The organism is Aureimonas sp. AU20 (assembly GCF_001442755.1).
GTDB lineage: Bacteria > Pseudomonadota > Alphaproteobacteria > Rhizobiales > Rhizobiaceae > Aureimonas.
On record NZ_CP006367.1, the window covers coordinates 1,723,845 to 1,746,709 of the forward strand.

The following is a 22,865-nucleotide window of genomic DNA, read 5'->3' on the forward strand; positions in this document are numbered from 1 at the left end:
CTGCTACTTCCGCAGGAGAAGCGGCGCGTCGGCGGGTTGGCCGCCGGGTCTCGTCTGCCGCTGCTCGATCGGCTGGCGAAACGGGTAGTCGGTGAAGGTGAGTGCGCACAGCGCCGCCAGCCAGAACACGCCCGCGAAAGCGGCCAACCGAATCAAAGCCGGCGAGCGCCCCAGTTTCATGAAGACGAGCGCCACGAGACCGGCCTTCGCCAGCGCGATGCCGTAGCTCGCGACGCCGTTCAGCTGCCCAAGCGGGACGAAGGCGAGCGCGATGGTGAGCGCCAGAAGCGCCATCAGCGCCGCGCCCATCAGCAAGCCCTGCCGCCAGAGGCCGCCCTCGCGCGCCGCGCTCACGCTCGGCCGCCGAGGTAAAGCAGCGGAAACAGGAAGATCCAGACGACGTCCACGAGATGCCAGTAGAGGCCGAGCGAGGGCAGGAAGCCTGATCGGCCATAGGCGAGCGAGCCCCGCCGAATGCGCCAGATCGTGATGAGCACGATCACGATGCCGATCGTCAGGTGGATCGCATGGATGCCCGTCATCACCCAGTAGAAGCCGAAGAAGAGCTGGGCGCCGGGCTCGGTCAGGGCAAAATGCGGCCCCGGCACGAGGCGTTCGGCGATGTCCTCGCGATATTCAAAGAGCTTCACCACCAGAAAGCCGAGGCCGAAGGCGGCGGTGAGAGCGAGGCAGAGGATCGTCTCGCGCTTGCGCATCTGCTCGGCCGCCTTGTCCGCCACGGCCATGGTGACGCTGGAGGCCAGGAGAATGGCGGTGTTGACGCTGCCGAGCACGATGTTGGTTTCCCGCGCGGCGGCCAGCATGCCCTCCGGGTGCAGTTGCCGGTAGACGCTGAAGGCAAGGAACGCCGAGCCGAAGAACAGGATCTCGGTGGCCAGGAAGATCCACATGCCGAAGGCGGCCGCCAGTCGCTGGCGCTCCAAGTCCTCGAAGGGCTCGTGCAGGGCCTGCCCGCTCATGCCCCGGCGCCTTGCGGGTTATGAGGCCGCCGGCCCTCGGGCGCCTCGTGCAGCGGCGCCTCGGTTTCGGGGTGGTAGTCGTAGGCCTGCTCGCGCACCTGGGGCGTCTTGAGGAAGTTCTCGCGCGGCGGCGGCGAACTGGTCTGCCATTCCAGCCCCGTCGCGCCCCAAGGGTTGGCCTCGGCGCGCCGGCCCCAGATCAGCGACCAGCCGAGATAGAACATCGGCAGCGCATAGGCCGCCGCCAGCACCGCCGCCCCGGTGGAGGAGGCGACATGGTAGATCTGAAACTCCGGCGCATATTGGTGATAGCGCCGGTTCATCCCGAGATAGCCCATGAGGAATTGCGGGAAGAAGGTGAAGTTGAAGCCGAAATACATGAGGATGGCGGCAAAACGCGCCCATCCGTCCGGCGCCATGCGGCCGGTGATCTTCGGCCACCAGAAATGCAGCGCGCCGAAAAAGGCCGAAACCGCGCCGCCCACCATGATGTAGTGGAAATGCGCCACGACGAAATAGCTGTCGGTCACATGCACGTCGACCGGCAGCGAGGCGGTGAAGAGGCCGGACAGGCCGCCCGTCGTGAACAGGCCGATGAAGCCGAGCGCGTAGATCATCGGCGCCTCGAAATAGATCTGACCGCGATAGAGCGTGAAGGTCCAGTTGAAGACCTTGATGGCCGAGGGCACCGCCACCACGAAGGACAGGAACGAGAAGACCAGGGCGGCGAGCGGCGACATGCCGGCCACGAACATGTGGTGGCCCCAGACGAAGAAGCCGATCACAGCGATGCCGAGGATGGCGTAGATCATCGCGGTGTAGCCGAAGACGCGCCGACGCGAGAAACAGGCGACGAGCTCGGAGATCACGCCGAAGGCCGGCAGGATCATGATGTAGACGGCGGGATGGCTATAGAACCAGAACAGGTGTTGGAACAGGACGGGATCGCCCCCTTGCGCGGGGTCGAAGATCGGCAGCCCGAACAGGCGCTCGGCCATCAGGAGGAGGAGCGTGATGGCCAGAACCGGCGTCGCCAGCACGATCACCAAAGCGGTGGCATATTGCGTCCAGACGAAGAGCGGCAGGCGCATCCAGCGCATGCCCGGCGCGCGCAGCGTGTGGATGGTGACGATGAAGTTGATGCCCGTCGCGATGGTCGAGAAGCCGGCGACGAAGACGGCCATGGCCGCGAGGATGACGTAGCCATTGGCGAAGAGCGAGGAAAAGGGCGTGTAGAAGGTCCAGCCCGTGTCCACCCCGCCGAGCACGAGGCAGGCGATCACCAGGAGCCCGCCGACCGTGTTGAGATACCAGGAGAAGAGGTTCAGCCTGGGAAAGGCCATGTCCTTCGCCCCGATCATCAACGGCAGGAGGAAATTGCCGAAGGTGGTGGGGATCGAGGGCACGAGGAAGAACCAGACCATGACCACGCCATGCAGCGTGAACAGCCGGTTGTAGCCGTCGTTGGAGAAGAAGCGGCCCGACGGCGAGATCAGCTCCAGGCGCATCAGCGTCGCCGCCGCGCCGCCGACGAAGAAGAATAGCGTGATCGAGCCGAAATAGAGAAGTGCGATGCGCTTGTGGTCGGTCGAGAGGAGCCAGGAGCGCAGCGAGTGCCCGTCTTCGAGATAGGAGGGCAGTTCGTGTCCGCCGAGCGCGGGCGTCTGCAGGGATCGCGTCATGGGGCGGCGCTCCGCTGGGGGGCCAAAGAGGAGGAGGCAAGCGATCGGATATAGGCGACGAGCTTGGCCAGATCGCTTTCCGAAACGGTGCCTACGAAGCTCGGCATGATCGGCTCGAAGCCGGCGGCGATCTCGCGTCGGGGCTGGAGGATGGAGTCCCGGATATAGCGCTCGTCGGCCAGGACCTTGGTCCCGTCGCTCAAAGGGATTTCGCGCCCGTAGAGGCCGGCGAGGTCGGGCGCGTGGACGGCGGAGCGGCCGGCATGGCAGCCGGCGCAGCCCAGCTGAACGAAGAGCGCCTCGCCTTTCTTGCCGAGATCGTCGCCCTCCGGCTGCTCGGCCAGCCAGCGCGCATAGGCGTCCTTCTCCATCACGACGATCGACCCGCCCATCAGCGAGTGGTCGGTGCCGCAATATTCCGCGCAGAAGAGATGGAACGTGCCGGTGCGGTTGGCCTGGAACCAGCCCTGCGTCAGCCGTCCGGGCAGGATGTCCCGCTTGAAGCGGAAGGCGGGCACCCAGAAGGAATGGATCACGTCTTCCGAGGTCATGGCAAGGCGGATCGGCGTGTCCACCGGCATGTGCAGCGCGTTTATCTCCCGCGCGCCATTGGGATGCTGCGTCTTGAACATCCACTGCTTGGCCGTGACGTGGATCTCCATGGCGTCGCTCGGGGGCTGGAACTCGGACAGATTGGCCGAGCCCGCCCACCAGAAGACGAAGAGAAAGAGAAAGAAGGTCGCTGCCGTCCAGCCGATCTCGAACTCGCGCCGCGCGAGCCGGGGCAGGGCGCCGCGCTTCGCCTTGGAGCCGTGGCGATAGCGCACGGCGAAGGTGACGAGCAGCACGAGAACCAGGAGCAGCACGGCGCCCGACAGGGCGAGAAGCGCGAAGAACAGGCGATCCACCACGACGCCCTGCGTCGAGGCTGCGGGAAGCCAGAAGATCGGCTTGTCCATCACACCGCCTCCTTGCCTGCCGTGCGGCGCATTAGCAGGGCCAGCAGCAGGGCGAGGCCGAGCAGCGTCGCGACGCCCAGCGCGCGCAACACGAGCACGATGTCGGCGGTGTAGACTCCGCGCGCGGGGTCGAAACTATAGCAGCGCAGCGAGATGCGCTCGAACAAGCCCCCGGCATGGCCTCCGCTCGCCTCCACCAGGGCTTTCCGCAAAGTGTTGGGCATTAGCGCAAGCGCGCCGAGCGGGCGCACCACCCGGCCCTCTCTGGTAATGGAGAGAGCGGCGGCAGGGTGGGCGAATTGGTCGGTTTCGCTGTCGTACCGGTAGCGATAGCCGACCGCCTCGGTGAGCTTGGCGACGCTGGCTTTGTCGGTGCGGGCGAAGACGGCGCGCGGGTCGGCTGCGTTCCCCCAGGTTTCGGCCCGCATGCGCGCGGCGTCGGCGGCTGTGTCCTTCGGGTCCAGCCCGATGACTAGGAGGCCTGCGTCGAGATCCTGCATGTCGGGGCTAGAGAAGGCGGAGGCGGCGATGCCAAGTGCCGGGCCACAGACGCCGGCGCAGGTGTAGTCGGCAAAGACCAGAAGCCAAGCCGGCCGCGCGGCGAGGATCGCGCGAAGGGACGCATTCTGCTCCCCGACTTGCAGCGAGGTGTTTAGCGGCAGCGCGGCGCCGGGCGGCGGCTCCAGCGCCACGCCGTCGAGTGCGGCCGGCGCCAGCGCGGCCGAGGCTGGGCCAGCAAGGAGCAGGAGGAGAATCGGGAGAAGCCGGCGCATCATGGGTTTCGTCCCTGCGCCTGCTCGGCGGCGTTCACGGCGCGCGCACGGGCGTCGTCCGGCGCGCCGGCTTCGAGCGGCTGCCAGGCCCGCGCGCCCATCCCGGCCACGAGATCCATGGCCCGGCCGATCGGGATTTCGACGCGTCCTGTGGTTCGGTCCACCCAGCCCGTCCGGTTCAACCGTTCGCTCTGGGCAGCGCTGAGCTTCTCGAGATCGGACCGCGCGTCGATCTGAAGCCTCGGCTCGGGAAAGTCGCTCACCGTCTGCGACGCCGGCATGGGACGAACGACCTCCGCCGCCATCCAATAAAGACCTGTCAGCGCGGCGGCGAGAAACACGACCCAGCCCGCGAGGATCGTAAGGATCAGGCCGCTGCGCACGCCGGGCGGTTCGGGATCGTGGCCCTCCGGCTCGGCCCGGTGCAGCCAGCGTCGGGGCAGGGCGGCGAGCCGGCGCAGCGCCGCGAACACGGGGCGGGCGGCGAGGCTCTGCCGATGGTCGGAGGACGCTCCGCGGCTCATGCCCTTCGCTCCCCAGCCAGGGTCGGGATCGCGGCCGTGGCACCCAAGAGCACGAGCAGCACCAGCCAGAATAGAGCACCGGGCTCCCAACTCGGCACAGCGAACCAGAGGGCGCGCAGCCCGACCCCGACCGGCACGGCCACTGCGAGCGCTCGGCGCACTTCGGTGGCGCGGCGCCAGCTTTTGCGAAATACCGTCAGCACCGGCATGAGCGCCGCCAGCAGGAAGGCGAGGCCGAGAAGGGAAAGGACCCAGCCGCCCCGCGCGCCATACCAGCGCGCCTGCTCCGGCAGGTTGCCGTCATAGGCCACCAGAAACTGCATGGCGTCGAGATAGGTGAGGCCGAGCGCGAAAGTGGCGGTGAGCTTGGCCCAGTCCTCCGCCCGCTCTCCCGTTGCGCTTCCGCCCGCAAAAGCCGCGCTGGCCAGCAGGAACGAGATGGCAAGGCTCATGGGAAAGGCGGTGGAGCGCAGCGGCTCGGCCAGCGCCAGAACCCAATCCACGCCGGCTGTGCTGACGCTCACGCCGAAAAGGAGGAGGCCGAGACCCGCGAGCGCAGGCGAGGGACGCTCGCGTCGGATGACGAAGATCGCCAGCCCGTTCCACAAGCCGAGCGTGATCAGCGTGCGAAGCACGAGCGCCGGCGCGCTGAAGTAGAAGCGCGCCGCGTCGGCCTTAACGATCAGCTCCGGCGCGCCGGCCCAAAGGAAGACGGAGGGCATGAAAAGGAGCGGCGGCAGGGCGAGGCAGCAGACGAAGGGGAGGTAGCCCGCGCCGGCAAGCAGCGCCGGCCGGGCGCTGCGGCCCCATTCGCCCCCGGTCAGGGCATGGACGAGAAGAAGCAGGACGCAGCCCATCGGCGCCGGCAGGAAGGCGAGGAGCGCGGCATGGGCGAGGCGAGGCGCGGCGACGGGCGCGACCAAGAGCGAGACCGCCAGAAGGAGGGCGAGCGCCGCAGCGGGCAGGACCCAGCCGCGCCGGTGCGCGACAAAGGATGGCGACAGGCTCATCGCAGCGCCTCCGCCAGATCGGGCACGTCCGCCGCCGGGGCGTCTCGCGACAGTTGCAGGGCGCGGATATAGGCGGCGATCGCCCAGCGATCGCGTGGCTCGACGCGGTCTCCATAGGGCAGCATGGCGCCGTAGCCCTTTCCGATGACCTCGACGAAATGGCTGGCGGGCGCGGCGCGCAGCCGGGCCGAATGATAGGAGGGCGGCGGCGAGAAGCCGCGCTGCACGACGATGCCGTCGCCATCGCCCGCCAGTCCATGGCAGGGCGCGCAGAGGTCGCGATACATCCGCTCGCCTCGCTCCACCAGCGGCCGGTCCAGCGGCGGCGGCTCGGCGATGGCGAGCAGCCGCGCGCCCGCACCGCGCGCCACGACCCCCTCGGGCAGCGGTTGCCAGCTCGTGCCGCTGTGCCAAAGGGTGCTGGCCTCGTAGGGGCGCAAGGAGGGCTGCTTTTGCATGTCCTGGCCTGAACAGCCGGCGAGCGCGACAGCCGCGAGAAGGGGGATCGCGCGCCTCATACGGGCGGCACCTCGTGAACGGCGATTGCCCCGAGCGCGCCGAGATGCGCCCGCCCTTCCGCCTCGTCCGCCGGTTCGATCTCCAGGAAGAAGCGGTCCTGCGTGGCGCGGGTGAAGTCCGGCACGCCGAAGAGGGGATGGTGGAGCCGTGGCAGGCCGCAGCCGACGAGAAGAGCGACGAAGCCCGAGACGGCCGCGCCGAGAATGGCGAGCTCGAAGATCGCGAAGCCGAAATCCGGCCAACTGGCGAAGGGCCGCCCGCCGGCGAGGACCGGCAGGATCTGGGTGGCCGAGACCCATTGCAGCGCGACGCCAAGAGCCGCGCCGCCAAGACCGCCGAACAGAAGCGCCAACGGCAGGCGCGACGGACGGATGTCCTCGATCTCGGCGAGCAGCCCCTCGACGGGCAGGGGCGAATAGGCGTCGGTGACGCGGTGCGGGCTGGTCTGGCGCGTCAGGCGCGCGGCGTGGAGCAGCTGCCGGGGGCCGTCGAACTCGCCGAGGAGGCGGGGCGCGCTCATCGCTCGCCCTCCGGCACAAGCTGGCGGACCTCGTGCATGGAGACCGCCGGCATCAGCCGCAGGAAGAGGCAAAAGAGAAAGACGAAGAATCCGATCGAGCCGGCCAGCAGCAGCCCGTCCCAGAGTGTCGGCGCGTAGATCTGCCAAGTGGAGGAGACAGGCGGGCGCGAAAGCGTGTTGATGATGAGGAGGATGCGCTCGAGATACATGCCGACATTGACCAAAAGCCCGATGGCGATCAGCGCCGGGATGCTTCGGCGCATCGCGGGGAACCAGAGAAGCTGCGGCAGGGCGACGTTGCAGAGAAGCTGCGTCCAGTAGAGCCAGGCATAGGCGCCTGTGAACTCGAAGGCGACGAGCGTGCGGTCCGTCTCGCTCCCGGCCACCAGGGCTTGGAAGGATTCCGTCGCATAGGACAAGCCCATGACGATCGAGCCGGCAAGGAGGATCTTGGCCATGGCGTCGAAATGATCCAGCGTCACTAGCCCTTCGACCCGGAGAAAGCTGCGCACGGCGGCGGCGAGAACCAGCACCATGGCGAAGCCGGAAAACATGGCGCCCACCACGAAATAGGGCGGGAAGATCGACTCAGCCCAACCCGGCATGGTGCTGGCCGCAAAATCCATGCCCACCACGCTGTGTACGGAGACGACCAGCGGCACGCCGAGCGCGGCCATGATCCGGTAGAAGCTCTCGTAGCGCGCCCAGTGCCGCGCCGATCCGCGCCAGCCGAGCGCCAACACGCCGTAGAACACCTGCGCTCGGCGCGTGCGCGCCCTGTCGCGCAAGGTGGCGAAGTCCGGCAGGGCGCCGACGAACCAGAAGAGAAGGGAGAAGACGAGATAGGAGAGGATGGCGAAGAAGTCCCAGACCAACGGGCTCTTCCACTGCGGCCAGGCGCCCATCGTGTTGGGATAGGGCGCCACCCAGTAGAAATAGATCGGCCGGCCGAGATGCAGGATCGGAAACAGGCCGGCGATCGAGGCGGCGATCAGTGTCATCGCCTCGGCGAAGCGGTTGATCGAGGAGCGCCAGTGCTGGCGCGTCAAAAGCAGCATGCAGGAGATCAGCGTGCCGGCATTGCCGATGCCGATCCACCAGACGTAGTTGGCGATCGGAAAACCCCAGACCACAGTGGAATTGTTGCCGAAGATGCCGATGCCCCGAAACAGAAGCCAGAAGATGCTGCCGCCCATCAGCAGCGTGCCGGCGCAGCCGATGGCGAAGGCGATCCACCAGCCACGCCCGGCGCGCTGTTCCAGGAGCGGGTCCGATACCGCGGCGGTGACGGAGGCATAGCTGGCGCCTTTCGGCAGAAGGGCGGCGCCGCTCATCCCGCAGCCTCCTCCGGCCCGGCCGGATTGCTGACGGCGGCGAGATAAGTGGTGCGCGGCCGCGTGCCGAGCTCTTCCAGAAGCGTGTAATGGCGGGGGTCGTCGCGCAGCGCCCGGATTGCGGAAGCCTCGCCGTTCAGGTCCCCGAAGCGGATCGCCTTGGTCGGGCAGGCCGAGGCGCAGGCCGTGGTCACTTCGCCCTCCCGGATGCGCCGGCCTTCCGCCTCCGCGTCCCGCCGCGCGCCGGAAATGCGCTGGACGCAGTAGGTGCATTTCTCCATGACGCCGCGCCCCCGAACGGTGACGTCGGGATTGAGATGCGCGGGCAGCGGGTCCTTGCCGAGATTGGCGTATTCCTGGCCGTTGCCATAGCCGAAGAAGTTGAACCGTCGCACCTTGTAGGGGCAGTTGGCCTGGCAGAAGCGTGTGCCGACGCAGCGATTGTAGACCTGGTTGTTCAGCCCCTCGTGATCGTGGACGGAGGCGCCGACCGGGCAGACCGGCTCGCAGGGTGCCTTCTCGCAATGCATGCAGGGCACGGGCTGGAAGCGGGCGCGCGCTTCGCCCTCGGGCTCGCGATAGCTGTCGATGCGCAGCCAATGCATGTCGCGGCCACGGCGGATCTCGTCCGGCCCGACCACGGGCACGTTGTTCTCGGACTGGCAAGCGACCACGCAGGCATTGCAGCCGATGCAGAGATCGGTGTCGATCACCATGCCCCAAGCATAGGTCTCGCCCGGCGGCTGCGCCGCAGTCTCGTAGCTCTCAGTGGGATAGAAACTCTGAGGGGGAGGCGCGGCGGGCCGCAGGCGCTGGCCGGCCAGAAGATCACGCAGCGCCATCGCGGGCGCGACGTCCGGCCCGTGCTCGTCCAGCGTCCAAGGCGTGCGCGGCATGGCGTCGGCTTCGCCCGCAACGGTAAGCCGGACGCCGCCGATCTGCCATGGGCTGGCGGTCGTGCGCAGCCGGTAGGCGTCCGTGCCGAGCCCATTGCCGATGGCGCCAGCACGGGTGCGGCCATAGCCCAGCGTCAGGGTCAGCGCGCCGCGCGCCTGGGCCGGATCGAAGAGAAGCGGCGCCTCGACGGCGCGTCCATTCGCCTCGATCCGAACCGCGTCGGTCTCGGCCAGGTTGCGCGAGGCCGCGTCCTCCGGGTGGATGCGCAGGGCGTTGGTCCAGACCTCGTGCGTCACCGGACGGGGGCATTCCTGCAGCCAGGCATTGTTGGCATAGCGCCCGTCCCACACGCCGCTGTCGGGGCGCAGCGTCAGTGCGAGTTCGCTTGCAATGGCGGGCGGGGACCAAGGCGGCGGCACGGCGGGCGCGCTAAGTTTGAGGGGCGTCGCGGCCGTGCCGGGGATCACGCCGTCCTCCACCACGCGCAGCCACCAGCGCTCTAACTCCTCCGAGCCCTGCCGCTCCGCCCATGTCGCGCGCACGAGATCGCGCGAGGCGGCGTCCCGTTCGCCCAGGAGCAGCGCTATGAAGCGGTGCCGGTCCAGGGTCTCGTAGAGAGGGCGGATCAGCGGCTGCGCGATCGCCGCCGTGCCGTCCACGGCGCGAAGGTCCGACCAATGTTCCAGCGGATGGCTTTCCGGCACATGCCAGAGGACCTCTGCCGCCGTCTCGTCCGCCTGGAGTCCGAGATGAAGCGAAAAGCCGGCCTTGTGGATCTTCTGCGCAAAATCGAGATCGGCCGGCGCGTCGTAGGCCGGGTTGGCGCCGAGGATCAGCAGCGTATCGACCCGCCCGGCGTCGAGTTCGCCCGCGAGGGTCGCGATGTCTTCTCCGTGGCCGCGCGGATGCGGGTCCACCGGCTCGATCAGGTCCAGCGCCGTGCCGAAGCTGCCGAGCGCCCCGTTCAGCCAGAGGCCGAGCGCGTGAAGCTCCGGCGGCTGGTCTTCGCCCACGAGGACCAAGGCGCGCGGGCCGGCGGCCACGAGATCCCGCACCAGGGCCTCGATGATCGGATCGTCGCCGGCTTGGGCAAGGGGGGTCTGAAAGCGCCGCATCAGCGTGTCCGCGAAACGCGCGATAGCGTCGGGCGCCAGCGCCTGCCTGTGGTCGGCCACGCTGCCGGTCAGCGACAGCGCGGACTCGACGGCGTAGAGCCGCAGGCCGGGCTCCCGGCGGGCGCGCCGCGCGGCATAGCCCGCCGCATTGCGAAGCTGCGCCGGGCCGAAGCCGAGCGGATCGGCGCTAAGGCAAAGAACGAGGTCGGCCCGCTCCCATTGCGGCAGAAGGTCGAGCCGCCGGCCGAAGGCGATCTCGGCCCCCGCCTGTGCCTGATCGTCATGCACCGCCTCGTGGCGGTAATGCGCCATGGCGGGAAAGGCCGCCTGCAGCGCCGCCATCTGGCGCAGGAGCGTTGGCGAGGTGATCCGGCCGGTGAGGATCGCAAGACCCGCGCCGCCACTGGCCCGCAGCGCGTCGAGGCGCGGCGCGAGTTCCGCCAAGAGCCCGTCCAGCGTCGCGATCTGCCCTTGCTTCAAGACGGTTCGCGAGCGGCCGGGGTCGTAGAGGCCGAGCACGTCGGCCTCGCTGAAAATGTCGGTGGCCCCGAGGCTCGCCGGGTGCCGCTCGTTGCCGGATATCTTGATCGGCCGCCCGTCGACGGAAGTAGCGAGCACGCCGCGCCCATAGCCGCCGAGGGGCAGGGCGGTGGCGAAGCGCAGCGGCTCGCCGACGGGCAATCCGTCCGCCCAGCCGCCGGGGCCGGCGACGGCCGGAACGATCTGGGCGGCGGGCTTGCAGCCGGCAAGCGTCGCGGCCATGCCCCCGGCCAGAAGGCGCAGAGCGTCGCGGCGATTGAGCGGGGCGAGATCGAAAGCGCCGCTCATCGGTGGCACACCGAGCAGTCGGTGAGATGTTTCACGTCGATGCCATGCTCGGCGATCAGCGCGTGGCCGCGCGCCTCCTGGTCGGCTGGCGGGGTCCATTCGAAATCGTAGATGCGATCCTGCGGCCGCAATTGGCGCTCGGGCGCCTTGTGGCAGTCGAGGCACCAGCCCATGGTCAGCGGCGCGGCTTGGCGCATCAAGGGCATGGTCGGCACGTCGCCATGGCAGGAGGAGCAGCCGACGCCATTGGTGACGTGGACGCTGTGGTCGAAATAGACATAGTCCGGCAGGTTGTGGACGCGCTGCCAGACCAACGGCTTGTTCTCCGCCAAGCTGCGGCGCACAGGCGCCAGCATCTCGGCCGATGTCCAGATCTGCGAATGGCAACTCATGCAGACCTCGGTCTTGGGCATGCCGGCAAAGGCGGTCTTTTCCACCTGCGAGTGGCACATGGCGCAGCCGATGCCGAGTTCGCGCACGTGATGCTCATGGCTGAAGGGCGGGTTCTGGTGCAGCGTCAGCGACTGGCCCGTCACATGGTTGGAGTTCATCAGGGCATAGGCCAGGAGGATGGACACGACCGGCAGGACCGGGATCGCCACCAGCGCGAGGCGGGCGATCGTCGTCGCGCCGGGGGAGAAGATCTGGGCCATGCGCTGCGGGGCGGGCTATCGGACGCGCCAGCACGGCACTTTCCTCGGCACGGCCGCTCGATCTCGCGCCCGGCGCAGTCCCGCTTCCCGTCCCGCCATGCCGCATCCCCTTCAAGCCACCCCGCTCGAACCGTTCTAAAGTCTAGTTCACGAAAGCGTGTCGGCTAGCCCTTTCGCTCGTTTGCAACCGGTGAGTCGCAAGACCGGCCGGAACGGCGCGCGGCGGGCGCCGTTGATCGCAAACAGCAATTGGGACGGATGCGATGAGCAAGACGCAACTGAAGACGCGAGCCGGCGACAGTGCGCCGCAGGGAGACGACGGCGAAATCCGTCTGGCGGCGGGCGAGAGCCTGTCCATGCGCATGTGGAAGGACGAGGAGCCGAACGAGGATAAGCCGCTCCGGACCAACGACTACGAGACGGTCGGCTATGTCCTGTCCGGCCGCGCCGAACTGCTGGTGAACGGTGAGACGATCCCGCTGGAGCCCGGCGATTCCTGGTTGGTGCCAAAAGGCGCCGAGCACACCTATCGTATCCTGGAGCGCTTCACCGCGATCGAGGCCACGAGCCCGCCGGCGCTGAAAGCCGGGCACGGCGCCTAAGCCGGCCTGACGCCGCCCGAAACCGCTTTCACCTCATGGGAAATTCGACAGAATGGACAGTCAAAACGGCCAATCCGACCCGCTCCTGCGGATCTGGCGCCTCTTTTTCGGGGGCAGCGAAGCGTTGGGCATGACGCGCCTCATGGTGGTGCTGTCCGCCTTCATCCTCTTCGGGGGGCTTTTCTTCGGCATCATCACGCGTTGAATGAGCGTGTGGGCGTTGATCGCGATCAAGGCCCGCCGCCTCGCCCCGTGCTGAAACGAGGGCGGGACTGAAAGCCGGCGCCGTGAACGAGGACGAGCATGACCATCCGCAATCTCGACGCCGTGTTCGAACCCAAGGCCATTGCGCTGATCGGCGCGAGCAACCGGGAAGGTTCGGTCGGCGCGGTTCTGGCGCGCAATCTCTTCGGTTCGGGCTTCGCCGGGCCGGTCATGCCGGTGAACCCGCACGAGCGGGCGATCCGCTCCTCGGTGAACTTCCGCTCCGTCGCCGAGCTTCCCGAGGTGCCCGATCTCGCCGTGATCGCGACGCCCGCCCACAGCGTGCCGGGGCTGATCTCGGAGCTTGGAGAGCGCGGCTGCCGCGCGGCGGTGGTGATCTCGACCGGCTTTGCCGACAAGGGCCTGCGTCAGGCCCTCCTCGAGGCCGCGCGGCCGCATCTCCTGCGCATCGTCGGGCCGAACTGCATCGGCATCATCTCGCCCGGCATCGGCGTCAACGCGAGCTTTGCTCATCTCACGCCGCGCGCAGGGGATCTCGCCTTCGTCAGCCAGTCCGGCGCCATCGCCACGGCCGTGCTCGACTGGGCCGACGTGCGCGAGATCGGCTTCTCGCATGTCGTCTCGATCGGCGACATGAGCGATGTCGATATCGGCGATCTCCTCGACTATCTCGCGCTGGACACCAAGACCCGCGCCATCCTCCTTTACGTCGAAAGCATCACGAATGCGCAGAAGTTCATGACCGCCGCGCGCATCGCGGCGCGCACCAAGCCGGTGGTGGTCATCAAGGCGGGTCGCTCGGGCGCGGGCGCCAAGGCAGCCGCCTCGCATACCGGGGCGCTGGCGGGGCGCGACGCGGTCTATGACGCGGCCTTCCGCCGCGCCGGCATGTTGCGCGTCGGCTCGCTGCGCGAGCTCTTCGAGGCGGTGGGCACGCTCGCTTCCGGCATTCGACCCAAGGGCAACCGGCTCGCCATTCTCACCAATGGCGGCGGGGCCGGCGTGCTGGCGGCCGACACGCTCAGCGAAGCCGGCGGACAGCTTGCGGCGCTGTCGGCCGAGACGATGGAACGGCTGGAGGCGATGCTGCCGCGCGACTGGTCGCATGCCAATCCGGTGGACATTCTGGGCGATGCGCCTGGAGCGCTCTACGGCCGCGCGCTCGACGCGCTTCTCGAAGACCCCGCGCAGGACGCGGTGCTGGTGATGCACTGCCCGCAGGCCGTGGCGGACGGGCTGGATGCCGCGCGCGCCACGGTGGCCAGCGCCGCGCAGCGGCGCGGCGCTGCGGTGCTGACCTGCTGGTTGGGGGAGCGCGCGGCGCGCGAATCGCGTCGCCTCTTCGCCGCGCGGGGCATGCCGACCTACCAGACGCCCGACGAATCCGTGCGCGCCTTCATGCAGCTCGTGGATTACCGCCGCAACCAGGAGCTTCTGATGCAGACGCCGCCAGCCATTCAGCCCGGCGTGGCGGATGGGGAAGCGGCCCGAGCCATTCTCGCGCGCGCCGGGGACGAGGGGCGCGCCGTCTTGACGGAGCCTGAGGCCAAGGCGCTGCTGGCCGCCTACGGCATTCCCGTGGCGCAGACCCGGATCGCCCGCAGCCCGGAGGAGGCCGCGCGCGTGTCGGAGGCGATCGGCTACCCCGTGGCTTTGAAGATCCTGTCGCCGGACATCACTCACAAGTCGGATGTCGGCGGCGTGCGGCTGGAACTCGACAGCCCCGAAATGGTGCGCGAGGCGGCCGCGCATATGCTGAAACTCGTGGCCGAGCGCCGCGCCGACGCTCGTATCGAGGGCTTCACGGTGCAGGCCATGATCCAGCGCCCGCGCGCGCACGAGCTGATCCTCGGCGTAGACACCGACGCCGTGTTCGGCCCCGTGCTCCTGTTCGGCCGAGGCGGCACGGCGGTGGAGGTGATCGCCGACCGCGCCATCGGTCTGCCGCCGCTGAACCTGCCGCTCGCCCACGACATGATCGGCCGCACGCGCGTTTCGCGCCTCCTGAAGGGCTATCGAGACCGCCCGCCCGCCGACACGGACGCGGTCGCCGCGACGCTCGTCAAGCTCTCGCAGATGATCGCCGATTTCGACGAGATCGCCGAACTCGACATCAATCCGCTTCTGGCGGACGAGGCCGGCGTCATCGCGCTCGACGCGCGCGTCGTTCTGCGCGCGTCGTCCGGCGAGCCGCGTTCGCGCTTTGCCATCCGGCCCTATCCCAACGAGTTGGAGCAGGTCGCCCATTCCCGCTCCGGGTCGAGCTTCTTCCTGCGCCCGATCCGCCCGGAGGACGAGCCTGGCATCGTGGAGATGATCGCGCGATCCGACTCCGAGGACGTGCGCCTGCGCTTCTTCGCGCCGATGAAACGGATCGGTCATGCCTTCGCCGCGCGACTGACTCAGATCGACTATCGCCGCGAGATGGCCTTCGTGGCCACAAGGGCGGGCGAGCCGCATGGCGACATCCTGGGTGTCGCCCGAATCGTGTCGGACCCGGACGAGGAAAAGGCCGAGTTCGGCATCATGGTGCGCTCCGACCAGAAGGGCCGGGGGCTTGGCTGGCTCCTGATGGAGACGATCCTCGACCATGCCAGTCGACGGGGCCTCGCCCGTGTCTATGGCGAGGTCCTGGCCGAGAACCGCGCCATGCTCGCCATGGCCGAGGACCTCGGCTTCGTCCAAAGCCGCCATCCGGAAGACGTCGCGCTGCGCCGGGTCGAGGTGGACATGTCAGCCTATCGCCGAGGGCGATAGGCCGGTCACCCGGCGGGAACAGCGGGAATCAGACCCGTCGACCGTCGGCCCCGAAGAGATGCGCCTGAGCGGGATCGAAGCCGAGCGGGATGGTCTCGCCGGGGCGGATCGGCTGCTGGCCGTCGAGCAGCACCGTGGTCGCCTCGCCGGCTTTCGTGTTGGTGTAGACCACCGTGGAGCCGCCGAGATGTTCGACCAGCTGCACCGAGGCTTCGCCGAGCCCGGCGCGCGCGTCTCCGGCCCGCAGATGCTCGGGCCGCACACCGAAGGTCAGTTCCTCGCCGGCGCGCGCCTCCAGCGGCCGTTCGAACTCGACCCGCAATCCGCCGATGTCGATCGTGCGCCGCGACGGGTCGCCCTCGGCCATGCGCGCCTTAAGGAAATTCATCTTCGGCGAGCCGATGAAGCCGGCGACGAAGCGGTTGGCCGGGTGGTTGTAGAGATCGAGCGGCCGGCCCGCCTGCATGACGCGGCCTTCCTTCAGCACCACGATCTTGTCGGCCATGGTCATGGCCTCGACCTGGTCGTGCGTGACGTAGATCATCGTGTTGCCGAGTTGCTGGTGCAGCCGCGTCAGCTCCACGCGCATCTGCACGCGCAGCTCCGCGTCGAGATTGGACAGCGGCTCGTCGAACAGAAAGATCTTGGGCTCGCGCACGATGGCGCGGCCGATGGCGACGCGCTGGCGCTGGCCGCCCGACAGGGCCTTCGGCTTGCGCTGGAGGAGCGGGCCGATCTGCAGGACATCGGCCGCCTCCTTCACGCGGCGCTCGATCTCCGGCTTCTTCATGCCCGCCGTTTCCAGCCCGAAGGCGAGGTTCTTGTAGACGCTCATATGCGGGTAGAGCGCGTAGGACTGGAACACCATGGCGATGCCGCGCTTGGAGGCCGGCACGTCGTTCATGCGGGCGCCGTCGATCAGGAGATCGCCGCCCGAAATCTCCTCCAGCCCCGCGATCATGCGCAGAAGCGTGGACTTGCCGCAGCCGGAGGGGCCGACGAAGACGGTGAAGTCCCCGGGGTCGATCGCAAGGTCGATGCCGTGGATGACCCGAAGGCCGCCATAAGTCTTCTCGACGCCGCCGAGCTGGATGCTGGTCGCCATTGAGCACTCTCCCGATTGTCGTTCAGTCCTGCGGCTGCCAGCTCGCGTATTTCGGATGGTCCGGCCCGATCGGCAGTTCGACGTCGGTGCCTGAATCCGCCGAGGCATAGACGGCGGTCACGAGTTCCAGCGAGCGCCGGGCGTCGCGGCTCGTCACCGGCGGCGGCTCGCTCGCCATCAGCGCCTTGTGGAAGGCGGCCATCTGCCCCCGGAACCGGCGCCCCACCGGCTCGAAATCGCTCAACGCCTCCTCGATCGCCGCAGCCACCTCGTCGTTCGCCGGCAGGATCGTCCAAGGCCCGTCGCCGGGCGAATAGGGCTCGTGCGTGCTCTCGATGGTCACGTTCTCGAAATGGAGGCGCAGCCGGCTGATCTCGTCCTGACTGCCGAGCGTCGCGGTGGAGGAGAGGAACGCGCCGCTCTGCATGCGCCAGGAGGCCGAGACGCAGTCCTCCACCTCGATTGCGTTCACGCGCGTCGCCGTACGCGCGAAGACGCGGTCGATCGGGCCGAAGAGGAAGGTTGCGAGATCGTGGATATGGATGGCGTGGGTCATCAGGACGCCGCCGAGCTCGGTCTTCCAGCGCCCGCGCCAGGGATTGTCGTAATAGTCGGCGGTGCGCTTCCAGAAAGTCTCGGCGACGCCGACATAGGGCTTGCCGGCAAGGCCCGCGTCGATGATGCGCCGAGCCTGCATGGCGCCGTCGCCGAAGCGATACTGGAAGATCGGCATGAGCCGCCCCCGCGCCCGCGCCTCGGCCTCGATGATCTCGTCCACCTCCTTGAGGGAGCCGACCAGCGGCTTCTCGCACACCACATGCTTGCCGGCCGCCAGAGCCTTCAGAATCATCGACTTGTGCAGACCGGGCGGCGTGCAGATGTCGATCACGTCGATGTCGTCCCGCCCTAGCAGCGCGTCGAAATCAGTCACGCGATCGCGAACGCCGAACTCCTCGCCCACCGAGGCGAGGCGGGCCGGGTCGAGATCGCAGAGCGCGGCGAGATCAAAGCATTCGGGCGCCGGCTGGTAGCCTTCGACGATATGCGAGCGGCCGATGCCGCAACCGACCACGGCGACGCGAAGGCGCCGGGTGGGCGTGGCGATGGCTTGGGCGGGGAGCGTGACGTTCATCGGGTCAGGGTCCATCAGCGCTTCATGCCGGTCGTGGCGATGCCCTCGATTAAGAGGCGCTGGAAGAAGAGGAAGAACAGGAAGACCGGCAGGAGGGAGAGGTTCGACATGGCGAAGAGCGAACTCCAGTCCGACGAGCCGGTGGAATCCACGAAGGAGCGCAGGCCGAGCTGCACCGTGTAGGTGTCGATGTCGTTGAGGTAGATCAGCGGGCCGAAGAAATCGTCCCACGTCCAGATGAAGGAGAAGATCGCCGCCGTCGCCAGAACCGGCAGCGAGAGCGGCAGCATGATGCGGATGTAGATGCGCCAGGGAGAGCAGCCGTCCATGATCGCCGCCTCGTCCAGCTCGCGCGGGATGCCGCGAAAGAACTGCACCATCAGGAAGATGAAGAACGCGTCGGTTGCGAGGTATTTCGGCACGATGAGCGGCAGCGGCGTGTTCACCCAGCCCATTTCCAGGAACATGATGTACTGGGGAATGAGCACGACGTGATAGGGCAGCATGAGCGTGCCCAGCATCAGCGCGAACCAGAAGTTGCGTCCGGCAAAGCGTAGCCGCGCGAAGGCGAAGGCGGCGAGCGAGCAGCCCAGCACATTGCCGATCGTCGCCAGCACCGAGATGGTCAGCGAGTTCCAGAAGAACTGGCCGAAGCTCACCTGCAGCCCCGTCCAGCCCCGGACATAGGCGGAAAAGTCCACCGCCGAGGGGATCAGCGACGACGTGCCGAAGAGTTCCTCCTCCGGCCGCACCGAACCCGAGATCATCCAGAGGATGGGATAGAGCATCAGGAGCGAGGCGGCGATCAGCGCCGCGTGGGTGAGGACGGAGCGAACCGGAGAGCGATGGTCGTGGCGCCGGGGCGGGGGCAGGGCCTCAGTCGTCATAATGCACCCAATAGCGAGCCGACAGGAACGAGAAGGCGGTGAAGGCGGCGACGATCACGACGAGGATCCAGGCAAGCGCCGAGGCATAGCCCATGCGCAGGAATCCGAAGGCCTCCTGATAGAGATAGAGCGTGTAGAAGAGGGTCGAATTGATCGGGCCGCCCGTGCCTTCCGAGATGATGAAGGCCGGCGTGAAGGCCTTGAAGGCGTCAATCGTCTGGATCACCGCGTTGAAGAAGATCACCGGGGTCAGCAGCGCCAGCGTAATGCGGAAGAACTGCCGCGCCTTCGAGGCGCCGTCGATCTCGGCGGCCTCGTACATGTCGGCCGGGATCTGCCGAAGGCCCGCGAGGAAGATGATCATCGGCGAGCCGAACTGCCAGACGGCCAGCACCACCAGCGTATAGAGCGAATAGTCGGGATTGGAGATCCAGCTCGGCCCTTCGATGCCGAAGAACTGCCAGAGCGCCATGTTGACGAGCCCGTCGGAGGCGAAAAGCTGGCGCCAGAGAACCGCGATGGCGACCGAGGAACCCAGAAGCGAGGGCAGGTAGAAGATCGCGCGATAGACCGGCAGCGCCCTCAGACCCCGGTTGAAGGCCAGCGCCACGAGAAGCGCGAAGGCGAGCTTCAGCGGAACCGAGAGGGCGACATAGAGAAAGGTCACCGACATGGCCGATGCGAATTTCGGATCGGCCGTCGCGATGCGCACGTAGTTGGCCGCGCCGACCCAGTTGGGCGAGCGGATCAGATCGTAGTCGGTGAAGGAGAGATAGAGCGAGGCGAGGGCCGGCCCGAGCGTCAGGCCGAAGAAGCCGATCAGCCAGGGCAGGAGAAAGAGATAAGCCGGCCCGTTGCGCGCCCAGGAGCGCCGCGCCGCGCCGGGCGCGCTGGCCGCCGGCGCCTTCGCGCTCGGCAGCCCTGCGACCTCGGTGTGGATGCTCATGGCTCAGCCTCGCTTGAGAATGGCGCTCGCTTCCTTGACGAGATCCTCGCCGGCCTGCTTGGCCGTCTTGCGACCGAAGCCGACCTCCTCGTTGATGCGCTTCTGCACGAAGGCGACCTCGCCCGCGCCCGGCGGCGGGGAGGGCGGCAGCGGGCCGACATCGGGGGTGATGAGGGCGATATAGTCGACCATCGCCTTTTCCACGTCGGCAAGCTGCGGGGTCAGCAGCGCGCGCATGGATTCGGACGCCGGCACGCCGCGCTCGGTGCCCAGCGCCTTGATGCCCTCGGGGCTTGCCACCAGAAAATTGGCGAAGGCGAGCGCGGGCTCGGCCGGCGCGTTGGCCGAAAGGCTGATGAGCATGGAGGGCTTGAGGTAGTGGCCCGACGGCGCCCCGGCCGAAACGCGGGGATAGGGCGCCAGCGCCAGCTTGCCCTTGTTCAGCTTCTGATAGCCCACGAACTGGTTGGAATGCATGAAGGCGGTGGCCGCCTTGCCGGTGGTGATGGCGTTGGTCTCGATATTGAGCTGGTCCAGCGCCTGGATGTCGGCCGGCACGCAGGCCTTGCGCTCACGCAGGTCGGCCCAGAGCGCGAACCATTTCTCGGCGTCGGCCGGCTCGTAGCCCAGCGCCCCCTCGGCGGTGTAGAGCGACTTGCCGTTCTGGCGCAGCCAGAGCTCGAAGCTCGGCTCCACGCCGCCGGCGTCCGCCAGCGCGAAGATGCCGGGGCGAGCGCGGTTCTTGGCGAAGGCGGCCGCGCGTTCGCCGAGCTCCTCCCAGGTCATGCCCGCTTTGGGCGGCTCGGTCTTGGCCTTTTCCCAGACCGCCGCATCGTAGACCATGGAGGAGGAATTGACGCCGAGATTGATGCCGTAGAGCTTGCCGTCCACCCGGCCGGAATCGATGTTGGCCTGGCCGAAATCCTCGATCTTCAGCGCCTTGCCGATCTGGTCGTCCATCGGCATGAGCGCGCCGCGCCGCGCATATTCGAAGATGTAACGGTAATCCATCTGGATGAGATCGGGCGCGTTGCGGCCCGCGACCTGGGTGGCGAGACGCGGCCAGTAGTCGGACCAGCCTGCGAACTCGCCCACGATGTCGGTCTGCGGCGCCACGCCCTTGTAGGCCGAGATCGCCGCCTGTGTCCGATCGGCCCGCTCCTGGCTGCCCCACCAGAGGAAGCGGAGGCGCTGGGCCTGTGCGAAGGCCCGCCCGCCGCCCAGCGTGCCGAGGGCCAGGGCGGCCGCGCCGCCTTGCAAAAGGCTCCGCCGCGTCACCGAAAACGTCATCGCATTCCTCCCCAGAAACCCGCTCTCCCAAGCGGGGCGACGATCGGCTGGTTGCCGATTTATAACCGTTTGGTTACAAGAGTGACCATTGATCCCGGACCTTGTCAAGCAGGAGGGGGAATGGACGATCCATCCCTGGAACACGCCGAAGTTGAGGGTGAGGGCGCGCCGCCTTCAAAGGCCGGGGCGGAGCGCCCGACCCGCAACCCCGAGCGCACGCGGGCCGCGATCCTGGAGGCGGCGCGGCGCGAGATCGCGGAAAAGGGGCTGGCCGGGGCACGGGTGGATGTCGTGGCCCGCCGGGCCGGCACCAACAAGCGTATGATCTACCATTACTTCGGCGATAAGGACGCGCTCTACCTCGCCGTCCTGGAAGAGACCTACCATCACATCCGGCAGGCCGAGCGAAGGCTCGATCTCGCGCGCCGCGAGCCGGAGGAGGGGCTGGCCGAACTCGCGCTTTTCACCTGGCACTATTATCTCGACCACCCGGAATTCCTGAGCATTCTCGCCACCGAGAATCTCAACCACGCCCGCTATCTCCGGCAGGCGCCGGGCATTGCCGAAATGCACTCCAACTTTCTGAGCGAGCTTGCCGATGTGCTGCGGCGCGGCGCGGAAAAGGGCGTCTTCAAGGCGGCGCTCGATCCGGTGAAGGTCTATCTCACCATCGCCTCGCTCGGCTTCTTCTACCTCTCCAACCGCTACACGCTCTCCACCATCTTCCGGCGCGACCTGCAGGCGCGCGGCGAACTGGAGGACTGGGGCGAGCATATCGTGGCGACGGTCCTGGCCTCCGTTCGCATCTAACCTTGGTTGCGCTGCAAAAACGAGGGGCTGCTTTCGAAGGCGGTTGACAAGACGGCCGAACCATCCTCACAAATAACCAAACGGTTACAAGTGCTCCATTCGTGAGTGCGACAGGCCGGCGGCCGGGAGGGCCGCGTGGGGAGGACATCGGATGAAACGTATCGGCGTGATCATGCACGGCGTCACCGGGCGCATGGGCTACAACCAGCATCTGGTTCGCTCGGTGGTGGCGATCCGGGCCCAAGGGGGCGTGACGCTTTCGAACGGCGAGACGGTGATGCTCGACCCGATCCTGGTCGGGCGCAACGGCGCCAAGATCGAGGAGATCGCGCGCCGCCACGGCATCGAGCGCTGGACCACCGATCTCGACGCCGCGCTCGCCAACCCGGAGGACACGCTGTTCTTCGACGCCGGCACGACACAGATGCGCGGACAGCTGCTGACCAAGGCGATCAAGGCGGGCAAGAACGTCTATTGCGAGAAGCCGATCGCCGACACGATGGCCGAGGCGATGGAGGTGGCGGACCTCGCCCGGCGCTCGGGCGTCAAGCACGGCGTGGTGCAGGACAAGCTCTTCCTGCCCGGTCTTCGCAAGCTCGCCATGCTGCGCGATTCCGGCTTCTTCGGCCAGATCCTCTCGGTGCGCGGGGAGTTCGGTTACTGGGTCTTCGAGGGCGACTGGCAGCCGGCCCAGCGCCCCTCCTGGAACTACCGCTCGAAGGACGGCGGCGGCATCATTCTCGATATGCTCTGCCACTGGCGCTACGTGCTCGACAATCTGTTCGGCGAGGTGCGGGCGGTCTCCTGCCTCGGCGCCACCCACATTCCGCGCCGCGTGGACGAGCGCGGCCAGCCCTACGCGGCCGATGCCGACGACGCGGCCTATGCCACGTTCGAGCTGGAAGGCGGTGTCATCGCGCAGATCAACTCGTCCTGGGCGGTGCGCGTGCGGCGCGACGATCTCGTCACCTTCCAGGTGGACGGCACCCACGGCTCGGCCGTCGCGGGACTGACGAAATGCTGGACGCAGCACCGCGTCAACACGCCCAAACCCGTCTGGAACCCTGACCAACCGCAGGGGATCGACTTCTATCGCACCTGGGACGAGGTGCCCGACAACATCAGCTACGACAACGGCTTCAAGGCGCAGTGGGAGCAGTTCATCCGCCATATCGCGGAAGACGGCCCCTGGCCCTACGGGCTGATGGAGGGTGTGAAGGGCGTGCAGCTGGCCGAGCTCGGGCTGCAATCCTGGCGCGAGCGCCGCTGGCTCGACGTGCCCTCGCTGGGTGCGCGCTCCCTGGCGGCGTGAGGGCT

At 67.9% G+C, this 22,865-nt stretch carries 22 protein-coding genes; 5 read left to right on the forward strand and 17 right to left on the reverse strand.

The annotated features are described in order from the left end of the window. Positions 1–3: 3 nt before the first annotated feature. The 12 genes from M673_RS07560 to M673_RS07615 are packed head-to-tail and all read right to left on the reverse strand — an operon-like array spanning position 4 to position 11,794. A complete protein-coding gene (locus M673_RS07560) occupies positions 4–354 on the reverse strand; it encodes a cytochrome C oxidase subunit IV family protein (protein WP_244493057.1) in 351 nt (116 codons plus the stop codon). Continuing rightward, a complete protein-coding gene (locus tag M673_RS07565; protein ID WP_061974986.1) occupies positions 351–980 on the reverse strand; it encodes a cytochrome c oxidase subunit 3 family protein in 630 nt (209 codons plus the stop codon). The genes M673_RS07560 and M673_RS07565 overlap by 4 nt, the downstream gene beginning before the upstream one ends. Continuing rightward, positions 977–2,662 (reverse strand): cytochrome c oxidase subunit I, encoded by a 1,686-nt coding sequence (locus M673_RS07570; RefSeq protein ID WP_061974988.1) that lies wholly within the window; start codon positions 2,660–2,662, stop codon positions 977–979. Before M673_RS07570 ends, M673_RS07565 begins: the two co-directional genes overlap by 4 nt. Next, complete coding sequence (gene coxB / locus M673_RS07575; RefSeq protein WP_061974990.1) at positions 2,659–3,621, reverse strand: cytochrome c oxidase subunit II; 963 nt, start codon at positions 3,619–3,621, stop codon at positions 2,659–2,661. The genes M673_RS07570 and coxB overlap by 4 nt, the downstream gene beginning before the upstream one ends. Beyond that, a complete protein-coding gene (locus tag M673_RS07580; RefSeq protein WP_061974991.1) occupies positions 3,621–4,394 on the reverse strand; it encodes a hypothetical protein in 774 nt (257 codons plus the stop codon). The genes coxB and M673_RS07580 overlap by 1 nt, the downstream gene beginning before the upstream one ends. Next, on the reverse strand, positions 4,394–4,918 hold the full coding sequence (locus M673_RS07585; RefSeq protein WP_061974993.1) for a hypothetical protein: 525 nt from the start codon (positions 4,916–4,918) through the stop codon (positions 4,394–4,396). The genes M673_RS07580 and M673_RS07585 overlap by 1 nt, the downstream gene beginning before the upstream one ends. After that, positions 4,915–5,928 (reverse strand): hypothetical protein, encoded by a 1,014-nt coding sequence (locus tag M673_RS07590; protein ID WP_061974995.1) that lies wholly within the window; start codon positions 5,926–5,928, stop codon positions 4,915–4,917. Before M673_RS07590 ends, M673_RS07585 begins: the two co-directional genes overlap by 4 nt. After that, on the reverse strand, positions 5,925–6,446 hold the full coding sequence (locus M673_RS07595) for a c-type cytochrome (RefSeq protein WP_061974998.1): 522 nt from the start codon (positions 6,444–6,446) through the stop codon (positions 5,925–5,927). The genes M673_RS07590 and M673_RS07595 overlap by 4 nt, the downstream gene beginning before the upstream one ends. Next, complete coding sequence (locus M673_RS07600; RefSeq protein WP_061975000.1) at positions 6,443–6,967, reverse strand: DUF3341 domain-containing protein; 525 nt, start codon at positions 6,965–6,967, stop codon at positions 6,443–6,445. The genes M673_RS07595 and M673_RS07600 overlap by 4 nt, the downstream gene beginning before the upstream one ends. Next, positions 6,964–8,301 carry an NrfD/PsrC family molybdoenzyme membrane anchor subunit gene (gene nrfD / locus M673_RS07605; protein WP_061975002.1) on the reverse strand — a complete coding sequence of 446 codons (1,338 nt, stop codon included), beginning with the start codon at positions 8,299–8,301 and terminating at the stop codon, positions 6,964–6,966. The genes M673_RS07600 and nrfD overlap by 4 nt, the downstream gene beginning before the upstream one ends. Beyond that, positions 8,298–11,141 (reverse strand): 4Fe-4S dicluster domain-containing protein, encoded by a 2,844-nt coding sequence (locus M673_RS07610; RefSeq protein ID WP_187301311.1) that lies wholly within the window; start codon positions 11,139–11,141, stop codon positions 8,298–8,300. The genes nrfD and M673_RS07610 overlap by 4 nt, the downstream gene beginning before the upstream one ends. Beyond that, positions 11,138–11,794: a cytochrome c3 family protein gene (locus tag M673_RS07615; RefSeq protein ID WP_061975006.1), complete on the reverse strand. Its 657-nt coding sequence runs from the start codon at positions 11,792–11,794 to the stop codon at positions 11,138–11,140. Before M673_RS07615 ends, M673_RS07610 begins: the two co-directional genes overlap by 4 nt. Positions 11,795–12,057: 263 nt before the next feature. Between M673_RS07615 and M673_RS07620 the strand changes: the two genes are divergently transcribed. From M673_RS07620 to M673_RS07625, 3 genes are all read left to right on the forward strand, one after another. After that, the gene (locus tag M673_RS07620; protein WP_061975009.1) at positions 12,058–12,396 is read left to right on the forward strand and encodes a cupin domain-containing protein; all 339 of its coding nucleotides are present in this window, start codon (positions 12,058–12,060) and stop codon (positions 12,394–12,396) included. 52 nt (positions 12,397–12,448) lie between these two features. Next, entirely contained in the window at positions 12,449–12,601 is a 153-nt protein-coding gene (locus tag M673_RS24555; RefSeq protein ID WP_156421091.1) for a hypothetical protein, read from the forward strand. Between the two features lie 98 nt (positions 12,602–12,699). Further along, on the forward strand, positions 12,700–15,378 hold the full coding sequence (locus M673_RS07625; protein ID WP_061975010.1) for a bifunctional acetate--CoA ligase family protein/GNAT family N-acetyltransferase: 2,679 nt from the start codon (positions 12,700–12,702) through the stop codon (positions 15,376–15,378). 28 nt (positions 15,379–15,406) lie between these two features. On the opposite strand, the gene M673_RS07630 is transcribed toward M673_RS07625, so the two are convergent. The 5 genes from M673_RS07630 to M673_RS07650 are packed head-to-tail and all read right to left on the reverse strand — an operon-like array spanning position 15,407 to position 20,738. Continuing rightward, positions 15,407–16,483: an ABC transporter ATP-binding protein gene (locus M673_RS07630; RefSeq protein WP_061975012.1), complete on the reverse strand. Its 1,077-nt coding sequence runs from the start codon at positions 16,481–16,483 to the stop codon at positions 15,407–15,409. Positions 16,484–16,505: 22 nt separating this feature from the next. Next, positions 16,506–17,615: a Gfo/Idh/MocA family protein gene (locus M673_RS07635; RefSeq protein ID WP_061977722.1), complete on the reverse strand. Its 1,110-nt coding sequence runs from the start codon at positions 17,613–17,615 to the stop codon at positions 16,506–16,508. Between the two features lie 14 nt (positions 17,616–17,629). Beyond that, positions 17,630–18,502, reverse strand: a complete 873-nt coding sequence (locus tag M673_RS07640) for a carbohydrate ABC transporter permease (protein ID WP_061975014.1) — start codon at positions 18,500–18,502, stop codon at positions 17,630–17,632. Next, a complete protein-coding gene (locus tag M673_RS07645; protein WP_061975016.1) occupies positions 18,492–19,448 on the reverse strand; it encodes a carbohydrate ABC transporter permease in 957 nt (318 codons plus the stop codon). The genes M673_RS07640 and M673_RS07645 overlap by 11 nt, the downstream gene beginning before the upstream one ends. A 3-nt stretch (positions 19,449–19,451) precedes the next feature. Then, positions 19,452–20,738, reverse strand: coding sequence for an ABC transporter substrate-binding protein (locus M673_RS07650; RefSeq protein ID WP_061975018.1), 1,287 nt, complete (start codon positions 20,736–20,738; stop codon positions 19,452–19,454). Positions 20,739–20,858: 120 nt separating this feature from the next. Between M673_RS07650 and M673_RS07655 the strand changes: the two genes are divergently transcribed. Next, entirely contained in the window at positions 20,859–21,548 is a 690-nt protein-coding gene (locus tag M673_RS07655; protein WP_061975020.1) for a TetR/AcrR family transcriptional regulator, read from the forward strand. A gap of 151 nt (positions 21,549–21,699) precedes the next feature. After that, positions 21,700–22,860, forward strand: a complete 1,161-nt coding sequence (locus tag M673_RS07660; protein ID WP_061975021.1) for a Gfo/Idh/MocA family protein — start codon at positions 21,700–21,702, stop codon at positions 22,858–22,860. Positions 22,861–22,865: the final 5 nt, after the last annotated feature.

What these genes read in the sequence shown, in the direction of transcription:
- M673_RS07565 (WP_061974986.1), bottom strand. Translation starts at nt 980, where the DNA reads ATGAGCGGGCAGGCCCTGCACGAGCCCTTCGAGGACTTGGAGCGCCAG.
- M673_RS07570 (WP_061974988.1), bottom strand. Translation starts at nt 2,662, where the DNA reads ATGACGCGATCCCTGCAGACGCCCGCGCTCGGCGGACACGAACTGCCC.
- coxB (WP_061974990.1), bottom strand. Translation starts at nt 3,621, where the DNA reads ATGGACAAGCCGATCTTCTGGCTTCCCGCAGCCTCGACGCAGGGCGTC.
- M673_RS07580 (WP_061974991.1), bottom strand. Translation starts at nt 4,394, where the DNA reads ATGCGCCGGCTTCTCCCGATTCTCCTCCTGCTCCTTGCTGGCCCAGCC.
- M673_RS07585 (WP_061974993.1), bottom strand. Translation starts at nt 4,918, where the DNA reads ATGAGCCGCGGAGCGTCCTCCGACCATCGGCAGAGCCTCGCCGCCCGC.
- M673_RS07590 (WP_061974995.1), bottom strand. Translation starts at nt 5,928, where the DNA reads ATGAGCCTGTCGCCATCCTTTGTCGCGCACCGGCGCGGCTGGGTCCTG.
- M673_RS07595 (WP_061974998.1), bottom strand. Translation starts at nt 6,446, where the DNA reads ATGAGGCGCGCGATCCCCCTTCTCGCGGCTGTCGCGCTCGCCGGCTGT.
- M673_RS07600 (WP_061975000.1), bottom strand. Translation starts at nt 6,967, where the DNA reads ATGAGCGCGCCCCGCCTCCTCGGCGAGTTCGACGGCCCCCGGCAGCTG.
- nrfD (WP_061975002.1), bottom strand. Translation starts at nt 8,301, where the DNA reads ATGAGCGGCGCCGCCCTTCTGCCGAAAGGCGCCAGCTATGCCTCCGTC.
- M673_RS07610 (WP_187301311.1), bottom strand. Translation starts at nt 11,141, where the DNA reads ATGAGCGGCGCTTTCGATCTCGCCCCGCTCAATCGCCGCGACGCTCTG.
- M673_RS07615 (WP_061975006.1), bottom strand. Translation starts at nt 11,794, where the DNA reads ATGGCCCAGATCTTCTCCCCCGGCGCGACGACGATCGCCCGCCTCGCG.
- M673_RS07620 (WP_061975009.1), top strand. Translation starts at nt 12,058, where the DNA reads ATGAGCAAGACGCAACTGAAGACGCGAGCCGGCGACAGTGCGCCGCAG.
- M673_RS24555 (WP_156421091.1), top strand. Translation starts at nt 12,449, where the DNA reads ATGGACAGTCAAAACGGCCAATCCGACCCGCTCCTGCGGATCTGGCGC.
- M673_RS07625 (WP_061975010.1), top strand. Translation starts at nt 12,700, where the DNA reads ATGACCATCCGCAATCTCGACGCCGTGTTCGAACCCAAGGCCATTGCG.
- M673_RS07630 (WP_061975012.1), bottom strand. Translation starts at nt 16,483, where the DNA reads ATGGCGACCAGCATCCAGCTCGGCGGCGTCGAGAAGACTTATGGCGGC.
- M673_RS07635 (WP_061977722.1), bottom strand. Translation starts at nt 17,615, where the DNA reads ATGAACGTCACGCTCCCCGCCCAAGCCATCGCCACGCCCACCCGGCGC.
- M673_RS07640 (WP_061975014.1), bottom strand. Translation starts at nt 18,502, where the DNA reads ATGACGACTGAGGCCCTGCCCCCGCCCCGGCGCCACGACCATCGCTCT.
- M673_RS07645 (WP_061975016.1), bottom strand. Translation starts at nt 19,448, where the DNA reads ATGAGCATCCACACCGAGGTCGCAGGGCTGCCGAGCGCGAAGGCGCCG.
- M673_RS07650 (WP_061975018.1), bottom strand. Translation starts at nt 20,738, where the DNA reads ATGACGTTTTCGGTGACGCGGCGGAGCCTTTTGCAAGGCGGCGCGGCC.
- M673_RS07655 (WP_061975020.1), top strand. Translation starts at nt 20,859, where the DNA reads ATGGACGATCCATCCCTGGAACACGCCGAAGTTGAGGGTGAGGGCGCG.
- M673_RS07660 (WP_061975021.1), top strand. Translation starts at nt 21,700, where the DNA reads ATGAAACGTATCGGCGTGATCATGCACGGCGTCACCGGGCGCATGGGC.